General features: G+C 64.3%; 9 protein-coding genes. 6 read left to right on the top strand and 3 right to left on the bottom strand.

The features are described from left to right. Positions 1-181: 181 nt before the first annotated feature. The gene (locus AC56LH_RS06355) at positions 182-418 is read left to right on the top strand and encodes a hypothetical protein (RefSeq protein ID WP_183551622.1); all 237 of its coding nucleotides are present in this window, start codon (positions 182-184) and stop codon (positions 416-418) included. Between the two features lie 175 nt (positions 419-593). After that, the gene (locus AC56LH_RS06350) at positions 594-1184 is read left to right on the top strand and encodes a YXWGXW repeat-containing protein (RefSeq protein WP_499644933.1); all 591 of its coding nucleotides are present in this window, start codon (positions 594-596) and stop codon (positions 1182-1184) included. Positions 1185-1193: 9 nt separating this feature from the next. Here AC56LH_RS06350 and AC56LH_RS06345 read toward each other — a convergent pair whose 3' ends face one another. Then, positions 1194-3149, bottom strand: a complete 1956-nt coding sequence (locus AC56LH_RS06345) for a S9 family peptidase (protein ID WP_499644931.1) — start codon at positions 3147-3149, stop codon at positions 1194-1196. A gap of 87 nt (positions 3150-3236) precedes the next feature. On the opposite strand from AC56LH_RS06345, the gene AC56LH_RS06340 reads away from it, so the two are divergent. The 3 genes from AC56LH_RS06340 to AC56LH_RS06330 all read left to right on the top strand — a co-directional run bounded on the left by AC56LH_RS06340 (position 3237) and on the right by AC56LH_RS06330 (position 5905). Beyond that, positions 3237-3905: a ribonuclease HI family protein gene (locus tag AC56LH_RS06340; RefSeq protein ID WP_499644929.1), complete on the top strand. Its 669-nt coding sequence runs from the start codon at positions 3237-3239 to the stop codon at positions 3903-3905. After that, complete coding sequence (locus tag AC56LH_RS06335; protein WP_499644927.1) at positions 3899-4558, top strand: HD domain-containing protein; 660 nt, start codon at positions 3899-3901, stop codon at positions 4556-4558. Before AC56LH_RS06340 ends, AC56LH_RS06335 begins: the two co-directional genes overlap by 7 nt. 78 nt (positions 4559-4636) lie before the next feature. Then, positions 4637-5905: a TCR/Tet family MFS transporter gene (locus AC56LH_RS06330; protein WP_499644925.1), complete on the top strand. Its 1269-nt coding sequence runs from the start codon at positions 4637-4639 to the stop codon at positions 5903-5905. A gap of 807 nt (positions 5906-6712) precedes the next feature. On the opposite strand, the gene AC56LH_RS06325 is transcribed toward AC56LH_RS06330, so the two are convergent. Next, entirely contained in the window at positions 6713-8866 is a 2154-nt protein-coding gene (locus AC56LH_RS06325; protein WP_499648418.1) for a TonB-dependent receptor plug domain-containing protein, read from the bottom strand. A 296-nt stretch (positions 8867-9162) separates the two neighbouring features. Here AC56LH_RS06325 and asd point away from each other — a divergent pair, with 296 nt between their 5' ends. Then, complete coding sequence (gene asd / locus AC56LH_RS06320) at positions 9163-9996, top strand: archaetidylserine decarboxylase (protein WP_499648416.1); 834 nt, start codon at positions 9163-9165, stop codon at positions 9994-9996. 6 nt (positions 9997-10002) lie between these two features. Here the strand turns inward: asd and AC56LH_RS06315 are convergent, their stop codons facing one another. After that, positions 10003-10974: a LysR family transcriptional regulator gene (locus AC56LH_RS06315; RefSeq protein WP_499644923.1), complete on the bottom strand. Its 972-nt coding sequence runs from the start codon at positions 10972-10974 to the stop codon at positions 10003-10005. Positions 10975-10995: the final 21 nt, after the last annotated feature.

The following is a 10995-nucleotide window of genomic DNA, read 5'->3' as shown; positions in this document are numbered from 1 at the left end:
GGACTAGCGGAGGGCTGGTGAAATCGCTGAGCGCAGTAACGCTGCAAGCGCATGGTCAGGGCCGCCCTGATGCAGCTCACCCCCCGTTTTCTGCGGCTCGTCGCACGCTGCTGGAAGCCCTGCGGGGACACGCCTACAGTACACACATCGACACACCACTTAACCACCAAGGAGAAGCAAAATGAACGTCCTCAAACACATGGAAGCCGTCTTCATCGCCGCCGCCCTGATCGCTGTTCCTGTCGGCTATCTGGCCAAGGTATCGGACGCGAATGCCAACGCCTTCACTGCAAGCAGCGCGGCCATCGCCAGCGGCGCCAAGGTCGCCACCGTGACCGTCACCGCCAAGCGCCTGAGCAATGCCGAGAAGTCGCAACTGCTGGCACTGGACACCGTCACCGCAGCGAGCCGGCTGTGACCTCGGTTTGTCGTCGCAGCGCCGCCAACAGGCGGCGCGCGGCGGCCAGGTGGACCGATCACGCCACCAATCACGCCACCAAACTGTGTCAGATGTAATAACTTGCTTCAGGCTTCGCGTCACCGATCCCGGATTGCTATATTCCGCTTATCCGCTTACGGATCTGGAGACGACCATGAAATCCCCGCTTATTCTTGCAGCCCTGATCGCCATTGGCGCAGCTGCCACCATCCCGCTGTCTGCACAGGCCCAGCCACATGTCTCGGTCGTGATCAGCAACGCCCCGCCCGCCCCCATCTACGAGCGCATTCCCGGTCCGCGTCACGGCCACGTCTGGGCGCCCGGCTACTGGGAATGGCGCGGCCATCGCCATGACTGGGTGCCCGGGCACTACGTCGTGGCGCGCCCCGGTTACGTCTACGCGCCGCCGAGCTGGCACCATCGCGGCAATCGGTGGGTGATGGAACCGTCGCGCTGGAACCGTGGCCCGGGCCACCACTACGGCCCGCAACCGGTGTATGTGCGCGGCCCTGACGGCTATGATCGCGACCGCGGCTACCGGGACCACCACCGCGACCGTGATCGGGATCGGCATCACGGCAACGGCCGCGGACGCGGACCGGACTTCGACCGCGACGGCGTCCCGAATTACCGCGACCGCGATCGCGACAATGACGGTATCGGCAACCGCCACGATCGGGACCGCGATGGCGACGGCGTGCGCAACCGCCATGACAGCCGTCCGGACAACCCTTATCGTCGTTGATCCACGCTGTTAATTCACGGCCTGGCGTTTCAGGTGCTTGTCCAGAAACGCCAGGATCTTCGCGCTCGCTTCGGTCTGGTTTTTCTTCTTCGAGAAACCATGCCCTTCGTCGTCGAATACGACGTACTCGACGTCGACCTTGTTCTTGCGGACCGCTTCCACGATCTCGTCGCTCTCGGGCCGGATCACACGCGGATCGTTCGCGCCCTGGATCACCATCAGCGGCTTGATGATGCGGTGCGCGTGGAACAGCGGCGACGTCTCGACCAGAAATTCCTTGTCCTTGACCGGGTCGCCGATCTCGTCATACAACGCCTTGCGCTGCGCTTCCCAATACGGCGGAATGCTCTCGAGCGTGCGTACCCAGTTGCTCACGCCAAAAATGTCGATGCCGACCTTGAACGCCTCGGGCCGGAACGCCAGCGCCGCCAGCGTCATGTAGCCGCCGTAGCTGCCGCCCATGATGCCGATACGCTCGGCATCGATGTACGACTGGCTCGCCAGCCACGTCTTCGCTTCGATGCAATCCCACAACGGCTCCATGCCGTGCTTGCGATCGTCCGCGCGGAAGAACGTCTTGCCATAGCCCGAGCTGCCGCGGTTGTTGATGCCCAGGACCGCATACCCGTGATTGACCAGGTACTGGATCTGCGCGCTGTAGCCGCGCATCGTCTGTCCCCCTGGTCCGCCGTGCACGTACACCACCGCCGGCACCTTGGCGTTCTGCGCCGCGCCTTTCGGCTTGTAGTAAATCGACGGGATCACCGTGCCGTCGAAGGACTTGAAGCGGACGACCTCCGCCTCCACAAGGTCATTCGGATCGATGGCCGGGTTCAGGCTGCGCGTGAGCTGGGTGGTCTTCTTGCTGACAAAGTCGTGCACGTACAGATTGTTCGGCGAGCGGTCGCCATTCAGATAGAACGCCATCAGGCGGCCACTGGCCGAAAACGTCACCTGGCGCATCTCGCCGCCCGGCAGTTTTGGTAGCGTGACTGGCTTGCCGGCGGCGTCGAACACGCGCACGTCGATGCTGCCGTCGCGGTTGACGATGCTGACCCGGTTCGCGCCATTGCGCGAGTAGCTGGTGTCGAGGAGGTCCCAGTCGGCTTTCTCGACATCGCTCGTCGCGCCGCTGGCCAGGTCATACGCGGCGATGCGCGTGAACTCGCCGCCGGCATTGGTCGTCAACAGCAGGCGCTTCGATTGCGGATCGAACGTCGCCGCCGAATGGCTGGCCGGCGCGGTGTGCGGCGTGATGTGCTTCATCGTGCGCGTGGGCAGGTGATACACGTAGACGTCGCTGTCGGACGTGGTGCTGGACTTGTCGAACGCAAGCCAGTCGCCATCGCGGCTGATGTCCGAGACATTCATGCCGCTGTCGTTCTGGTACACCATCGTGCGGTCGTAGCTGCCCGCGTCGTACAGGTAGATGTCGAAGAATTTCGGATCGCGCTCGTTGGTGGCGACGTAGAAGCCGCTGCCATCGTGCTTCCAGCCGGCGAAGGATGCCTTCAGTTTGCCGGGTGTCAGGTCGCGCTCCTTGCCGCCCGGTTCGAGCACATACAGGTGATTCTGTTCGTCGCCGCCCGTGTCGCGCGTGAACAGGATGCGGTCGTCGTTGTAGAAGTAGCCCACCGCGTAGGTCGAATCGCCGGTGGACGTGGTCAGCGCGCGCGGCGTGCCGCCGCCGACGGGCAGCGTGTATGCATTGAAGATGCCGGACGCGTTACTGCTGAACAGGATCTGCCGCTCGTCCTTGCTGAACGAGGCGCCGGTCACGGAGGTCGTCGCCATGAACTGCTCGATCGTGTAGCGCTTGACGTGCTTGCCCTGTTTCAGCGGTGCTTTCGCCAGCGGCTGCTCGCCGGGTTTTCCAACCTGCGCGCTGGCCTGCAACGGCATCGACGCGGCGCCGACGAACACGGCGAACAGGGACAATCGGACTGCATGACGGGACGGACGCATCGCTTCTCCTCAGGTTGGACAGCATCGGTCCAGTGTTTCAAAAGTCTTAACTTCTGTCAACGAATCAAGATCGGTTATGCTCTCGCCATGAACGACCTGAGCCTTCTGCGCGCCGCCGCATTCAAGACCGAACTGGCGGCCAGCCAGCGCCTGATGGCGCGTGCCGGGCTGAGCGAACTTGAGGCCCTCACGCGCACGCTCACGCACAGCGCCGGCCTGGCTGGCCTCGCGCACCTGCTGGCCGACCGCGAAGCGCTGCGCCTGCATGCGGCGCAGCAGTCGGCAAGGCGCGCGGCGCTGGCCAGCGCAGCGCGCACGCGGGGCGCAGGGGCCGGCAAGACGGCGTGGCGGGCCTGGTTCGACGGCTCGGCACGCCCGAATCCCGGGCGCTGCGGCATCGGCGCCGTGCTCGAAGGCCCGGCCGGCGTGCGCGTCGCGATCTCGCACGATGCCGGCTACGGCAGCAGCAGCGAAGCGGAATACCTGGCGCTGATCGCCGTACTGGACGCCGCGGTGGCGCACGGCGCGCACGATGTGCTGGTGGTCGGAGACAGCCAGGTCGTGATCGACGACGTGAATGGTCCCGCCAGCGCAAGTGCGCCGAGCCTGCGTGAGTACCGCGACCGCGCCTGCGCCCTGCTCGCGCGCCTGCCGCAGGCGCAGCTGCGCTGGATCCCGCGTCACAAAAATGCACAAGCCGATGCGCTGTCACAGCGCGCCACGGCGCTACCCTTACCGGAAACAACCGAATGCTAGAAGCTAACCCCACCGATTTCGCCGTCTGGCGCACGCAGCTCGTCGCGCTGGCAGCGCAGGATGCCGGCACCGACGGCGCCCATGATGGCGCCCACCTCGACCGCGTCTGGCGCAACGCCCAGGCGCTGCTTGCGCACCATCCGGAAGCCGACCGCCTGGTGGTGCTGGCGGCCAGCTATCTGCACGACCTGGTGAACCTGCCGAAGAACGACCCCGCGCGCAACCAGGCGTCGCGCCGCTCGGCCGAACTGGCGCGCGACTTGCTCGCGCCGCTGGGCTTCCCGCCCGAGAAGCTCGACGCGGTCGCCCATGCCATCGAAGCGCACAGCTTTTCTGCGGCGATCCCCGCCACCACGATCGAGGCAAAGATCGTGCAGGACGCCGACCGCCTCGACGGCCTGGGCCTGGTGGGACTGGCGCGCATGTTCTACATCGCGGGACGGATGGAAAGCGGCCTGGCACATCCGACCGATCCGCTGGGCGACGACCGCGCGCACGACGATCGCCGCTACGCGCTCGACCACATCGTCGTCAAGCTCGACAAGCTGCCGGACATGATGCAGACCGAGGCCGCACGCGCCGTGGGCCGCGAACGCCTTGAGCAGCTGATGACGTTCCGCGCGCAGTTCGCAGCCGAATGGAGCGGTGTCTAGCGGTTGCTATCAATTGTTATCGGCATGCAGGCGTTGCCGCAATGCTAAGATAGGCGACCGCCAACCGCCGAGGTGTCCATGACCAGTACGACCACCGTGCCGCAAGCGTCCAGCGGCAACCTCAATTTCGTGCTGGTCTGCGTGTTCATCGACATGCTGGGCATTGGCCTGATCGTGCCCGTGCTGCCGCTGCTGGTCGGGCAGTTCGTCGAAGGCGCCGACATGCGCGCGCTCTGGTACGGCGTGCTGGCCACCGTGTTCGGCCTGCTGCAGTTCCTGTTCATGCCGGCGCTGGGCGCGCTGAGCGACCGCGTCGGCCGGCGCCCCGTGCTGCTGTATTCGATGGGCGGCATGTGCATGAATTTTCTCGTCACTGCCTGGGCACCAAGCCTCGCCTGGCTGTTCCTCGGCCGCGTGATCGGCGGCATGTCGTCGGCCAGCATGTCAGTGGCCTCGGCCTACGCGTCCGACATCTCGACCCGCGAGAACCGCGCCAAGAGCTTCGGCAAGATCGGCGCCGCCTTCGGCCTGGGCTTCATCTGCGGCCCGATGCTCGGCGGCGTGCTTGGCGAGAGCAACCTGCACCTGCCGTTCTACGTCGCCGCCGCGCTCTCTGGCGCGAACCTGATATATGGCTACTTCTTCGTGCCCGAGTCGCTGGCACCCGGCGCACGCCCGCCATTCGCATGGGCGCGCCTGAACCCGTTCACGGCGCTGATGCGCCTCGTGCGGCGCCAGGACATCCGCGGCCTCGTGGTCGCCGTGTTCCTGGCCACCTTCGCCCAGATGATGCTGCAATCGACCTGGGTGCTGTACACCACCTTCCGTTTCGACTGGACGCCGCGCGACAACGGCATCGCCCTCTTCTGCGTGGGCCTGACGTCGGTCATCGTGCAGGCCGGGCTGCTGGGCATCCTGATCCGGCGCTTTGGCGAACCGCGCCTGGCCCTGCTGGGCCTGGGCTCGGGCGCCATGGCGTATGCCGCTTACGGCCTGGCGACCGAAGGCTGGATGATGTACGTCTTCATCATGTGCAATGTGCTCGCCTACGCCGCCGGCCCGGCGCTGCAGGGCCTCGTCTCGAAATCCTCGCCGCCCGAGCAACAGGGCGAACTGATGGGCTCCCTGCAGGCGATCGGCAGCCTCGCCGTCATCATCACCCCGCTGCTCGGCACCGGCATCCTCAGCGCCGTGAGCCACTTGCCGCAATCGGACTGGCGCGTCGGCAGCAGCTTCTACCTGTGCGCATTCATGCAACTGCTGGCACTGATCGTCGCCTGGCGATACTTCAAGAGCCACAAAAAAGAAGAAAGCCGGGACCAGATCCAAAGCCGGGGTCAGGTCTGACATTCGGACACGACCTCAGCATTAGGCACTTGCCTGGATGATGATCGCGCGATTCCAACGTGGGTTTAGATACCAGTCCGGAAGTTATTGCCTTTGTTTGAGAACGTAGTGATGAGGTCGTGTCTGAATGTCAGACCTGACCCCAATGTTCCTGGCACTGATCGTCGCCTGGCGCTACTTCCGCAGCCACAGAATGAACGAAAACCAGCGCCCAGCCCAAAGCCGGGGTCAGGTCTGACATTTGGACACGACCTCAGCATTAGGCACTTGCCTGGATAATGATTGCGCAATTCCAACGTGGGTTTAGATACCAGTCCGGAAGTTATTGCCTTTGTTTGAGAACGTAGTGATGAGGTCGTGTGCGAATGTCAGACCTGACCCCGATGTTTAGTGCTGAGGTCGTGTCTGAATGTCAGACCTGACCCCGATGTTTCGCAATTCCAACGTGGGTTTAGATACGAGCCCGGAAGTTATTGCCTTTGTTTGAGAACGTAGTGATGAGGTCGTGTCCGAATGTCAGACCTGACCCCGATGTTTAGTGCTGAGGTCGTGTCTGAATGTCAGACCTGACCCCGATGTTCCTGACCCCGATGTTTCGATGTTTAGTGCTGAGGTCGTGTCCGAATGTCAGACCTGACCCCAATGTTACCAGTCCGGAAGTTATTGCCTTTGTTTGAGAACGTAGTGATGAGGTCGTGTCCGAATGTCAGACCTGACCCCGATGTTTTGACCCCGATGTTTAGTGCTGAGGTCGTGTCTGGATGTCAGACCTGACCCCGATGTTTATGACCCCGATGTTTAGCGCCATCAAAATGCCAGCTGATACGTGAGCGTGGCGCGCAGCGGGCCGGCGAAGTAGAAGCGGCGTCTTTCCAGTCCTGTCACCGGGTCGGCGTACGACGGCTCGAAGCCTTCATTCTCGCGCAGCAGATTGGTTAGCGACAGCCGCAGCAAGCGCTTTGTATCGATGCGCCAGGCGGCGTACGCATCCAGGTCGGTGCGGGGCGCGGTGTAATAACCGCGATTGGCGGTCACGCGCACCAGACCATTGCGTTTGTGCGCTACGCTGCTGCCCAGCGTCAGTGCGCCGCGGCGGTAGTCGATTCCCAGGTTGGCCGATAGCGGCGTTTGCCGTTCGAGACGGTTATCGGGGCCGGGTACCGCTTCGACGCGCGACCAGTGACGCGCCACGCCCGCCCGCACGTCAATCTCCGGCGCACCTGCAAACAGGGACTTGAGCGGAAACTTCGTTTCCAGCTCCACTGAGCGGGTCTCGGCGCGGCCGTCGTTGACCGGCGTGAAGATCCAGCGGTAACCGTCAAAGTAGATGCGGTTGCTCGTGTAGTCGTCGATCCGGCGCAGCGAGGTGGCGAGCGACACCATCGCGTTCTCGGCCCAGTAATGCTCGTACCCGGCGTCGACGCCCCACGCCAGTTCGGGCTTGAGGTTCGGATTGCCCTGGAAGTCGGCCTCGGTGGCGCTGTTGTTTTCGAACGCCTGGCGCCGCGGCAGCAGGTTCCACAAGTCCGGCTCCTTGTAAGTGCGCGTGAGTGCAAAGCGCACCTGGTCGCCCTTGCGGCCCGGGATCTTCCACAAGGTCTGCATAACCGGACTCCAGACCCCGGAACCGGAGCGGGTCGAGGCAAACGAATTGCCGGAAGCGCGCGTGCGGATGCCCTCCCAGCGCAGCCCCAGGTACATCGACCAGTGCGACGTGATGTCCCACTCGTCCTGCGCATACATGGCCAGCCGGGTCACGCGCGCGTCAAACGTTTCGTCCAGCGCCAGCCCGGACGGGAACGTGCGCACACGATCCTGCTCGATGCGCGTCTCGTCGCGCCACGTGACGCTGCCGTCCCAGCCAGTGGCAAGCGCGTGACCGCTGCCGAGTTTGCGCATGGCCTTGCCGGTCGAATTGACGCCCCGGTCGCGCCGCGCACCGTCGATACGGCCATCGGTCTCGGGATTGCCGGCCGCGTCGCGCCCAGCGCGCAGACTCACGTTCTCGCTACGCTCACCCGTCAGGCCAAGCTTGGCTTCGATGCTGGCGCCGGACGGAAAGCCCCTGCTCCAGCGAAGATCCGTGCGCGCCGTTTCGTCATCGGCGCGGTAGTGCGTGACCAGGTCGGGTGCGGGTGGCGGGCCGCCGATCAGCGTGGTGACAAGGGCATGGCCACGGTTGCGAAACCGGGTCACGTTCACAAACGTCTCGGACGTGATCTTGTCGCCGCCAGCCAGTGTCCATTCCAGGCGCGGCGTCAGGTTCAGGCGTCGCATGCGGCCACGTTCATCGGTCGCCGTCGTGCGCAGCAGGTCGACCGCGCGGTCGGTTCCCGTGTTTTCCAGGACCATGCCATTGACGCGATCGAACCGTTCGCTCACGCCATCGCCGGCCAGCGACCACGCGAAGCCCTCGCGCCGGTCGCTCAGTTGCAGGGACGCGTTCGGCCCCCTGAACACATCCGAACCGAGCACGCCCAGCTTGAGCTCGCGCTCCCTGGTCTTGGCCACGTGGCGAAGGACGATGTTGACCGTGCCGGCCACCGCCTGCGTCGACAGGTCTGCCGTCGCGGCGCGCAGTACTTCGATGCGCTCGACCACCTCGGGCGACAGCGTGTCGAAGCTGAAGTTGCCAGGTGTCCGCTCGCCGTTGATCAGTACCTGCGTGTAGCCGGCGCCCAGGCCACGCAACTGGATCGTTCCGCCCTGGCCGCTGCTGCCATCGACCGTCACCCCGGGTACACGTCGCAACGCATCCAGGATCGAGCGGTCGCCGTAGCGCGTGAGTTCGTCGCGCTTGATGACGATGCGGGTCGCGGTATCGTCGCGACGCGCATCGTAGCCGGCAGCGCTGCCCCGGATGTCCACCTGCGGGATGCCAGGCTCGGTCTGAGCAGCCGCCGGTAGCGGCAGGCTTGCAGCGAACAACAAAGACACGGTGCGGGGCGTTGGCAGTTTCATCACGGCGGCTTCTCCAGGCTATTGAACAGGCCGGTTCAGAATATGCCACTTCGTAGCAAAATGTAAACGTAAATATAGAAATTTATAATTCGCTAGAGTCGCACTCTCAATTGCTACCTTATGGAAATTGGGAGTAATACGGAAGCGCATGCTTGCACTGTCCGCCATCCCCCGGCTACCTGCGGTACACTCGCCTCAACAGTGTTAAAAGCGGCAACAGAATTTCCGTCTGACATGCCCAGCTATAATGCGCACTTTTCCACGAAAGGCGATCGACCGTGTCCCGACTCAAAGTCCTGCCCCAATATGTGATGCCGAAGCAGGCAATGACCAACCTCGCCGGCCGCGTCGCCGGCCACCGTGGTGGGTCGATGACGACTGGCCTGATCCGTTGGTTCGTGGGCAAATATGGCGTCGACATGAGCGAAGCGGCCAATCCGGACATTGCCAGCTACCCGAGCTTCAACGAGTTCTTCACGCGCGCCCTACGCGATGGCGTGCGCCCGCTGGCGCAGGCCGATTACGTGTGCCCGGTCGACGGCGCGATCAGCCAGTTCGGCGACATCGATGACCACCAGATCTTCCAGGCCAAGGGCCACAAGTTCACGACGGCCGAGCTGGTCGGCGGCGACCAGGCGCTGGCGGCGCACTTCCAGCACGGCCACTTCGCCAACGTCTACCTGAGCCCGAAGGATTACCACCGCATCCACATGCCATGCGATGGCCGCCTGACGCGCATGATCTATGTGCCGGGCAAGTTGTTTTCGGTGAATCCGACGACGGCGCGCGGCGTGCCGGGGCTGTTCGCGCGCAACGAGCGCGTCGTGTGCGTGTTCGACAGCGACGAATTCGGCCCATTCGTGATGACGCTCGTGGGCGCAACCATCGTCGGCAGCATGGCCACCGTCTGGCATGGCGTCGTCAATCCGCCGCGCATGGCGCGCATCTGCGACTGGCAATACGAGCCGGGCCAGGTGACGTTGAAAAAAGGCGACGAGATGGGCCGCTTCCTGCTGGGTTCGACCGTCGTGATGCTGTTCCAGAAAGGCGCGATCCGCTTCAATCCGGCCTGGGCGCCCGAGGGCAAGGTACGCCTGGGCGACGTGATGGGCAACCGGCCGCTGCGCTGACCGGTCTCAGGCAACGTCCGACGCACCCTCTTCCAATGCAGCCTTCGCCCTGAAGGCCGCAGCGATCTGTTCCGGCCCGTGACCATGGGCCGTACAGGTTTCTTCCATCATTGCCAGAAATGCGCGCGTCTTGGCCGGCATCAGCTTGCGGCTCGGGAACACGGCCCAGCCATTCGCGGTCGGCATTTCCCATTCGGGCAGCACCCGCACCAGTTCACCCGTCTGCACATACGGTTCGGCAAACAGCGTGGAGCTGCGCGCGATCCCGGCGCCGCGCACGGCAATGCGCGCCAGCAGGTCCGGTGAATTGGCCGTCAGCCGACTCTGCAGCGCGCGCTGCCAGCGCACCTTACCGCGAATCAGCGTCCATGGCATCGCGCCGCCAGTACGGCTCAGGATGCACAGCACGTCGTGCGTCGCCAGGTCGTCCGGATGTTCGGGAATCCCGTGGCGCGCCAGGTAGGCCGGTGATGCGAACAGGCCCGGCTGCTCAAGGATAAAGGGGCGCGCGCTGAGCGTGGCGTCGTCCGGCAAGTCGCCCATGCGGATGGCGATGTCGAAATTCTCTGCCACCAGGTCGACGCGGCGCGGCGTCAGGTCCATCTCGAGCGTCACGGAAGGATAACGTTCGAGAAAGCGCGCGATCACGTGGTTCAGGCTGCTGTTGGCAAAGTCGCCCGGCGCCGAGATGCGCAGCTTGCCGCTTGGCTCGCCCTGGCGGTGCTGGGCCAGTGCGCCGGCCGCCTCCACTTCGTCGGCCAGGCGCCGCGCGTGCTCATACAGGCTGGCGCCGAATTCCGTCACCACCAACTTGCGCGTCGTGCGCTGCAGCAGGCGCTCACCGAGCGTCGTTTCGAGCAGCGCCAGACGGCGCGAGACCGTCGACTTCGGCAAATTGACGCGCTCGGCCGCGCGCGTGAAGCTGCCTGCCTCGACGATGCGGGCGAACAGCAGCAGGTCATTCGGTTCGACATCCATGATTGTCCCATCAGCAGAATA

This window comes from Telluria sp. LT1R51-2, from assembly GCF_059685775.1.
Note: the sequence above shows the minus strand (reverse complement) of the source record. Positions and strands in the feature narration are given on the sequence as shown.

Bases quoted from the DNA above. Each gene is read 5' to 3' on its own strand.
- AC56LH_RS06355 (WP_183551622.1), top strand. From the start codon at position 182: ATGAACGTCCTCAAACACATGGAAGCCGTCTTCATCGCCGCCGCCCTG.
- AC56LH_RS06350 (WP_499644933.1), top strand. From the start codon at position 594: ATGAAATCCCCGCTTATTCTTGCAGCCCTGATCGCCATTGGCGCAGCT.
- AC56LH_RS06345 (WP_499644931.1), bottom strand. From the start codon at position 3,149: ATGCGTCCGTCCCGTCATGCAGTCCGATTGTCCCTGTTCGCCGTGTTC.
- AC56LH_RS06340 (WP_499644929.1), top strand. From the start codon at position 3,237: ATGAACGACCTGAGCCTTCTGCGCGCCGCCGCATTCAAGACCGAACTG.
- AC56LH_RS06335 (WP_499644927.1), top strand. From the start codon at position 3,899: ATGCTAGAAGCTAACCCCACCGATTTCGCCGTCTGGCGCACGCAGCTC.
- AC56LH_RS06330 (WP_499644925.1), top strand. From the start codon at position 4,637: ATGACCAGTACGACCACCGTGCCGCAAGCGTCCAGCGGCAACCTCAAT.
- AC56LH_RS06325 (WP_499648418.1), bottom strand. From the start codon at position 8,866: ATGAAACTGCCAACGCCCCGCACCGTGTCTTTGTTGTTCGCTGCAAGC.
- AC56LH_RS06315 (WP_499644923.1), bottom strand. From the start codon at position 10,974: ATGGATGTCGAACCGAATGACCTGCTGCTGTTCGCCCGCATCGTCGAG.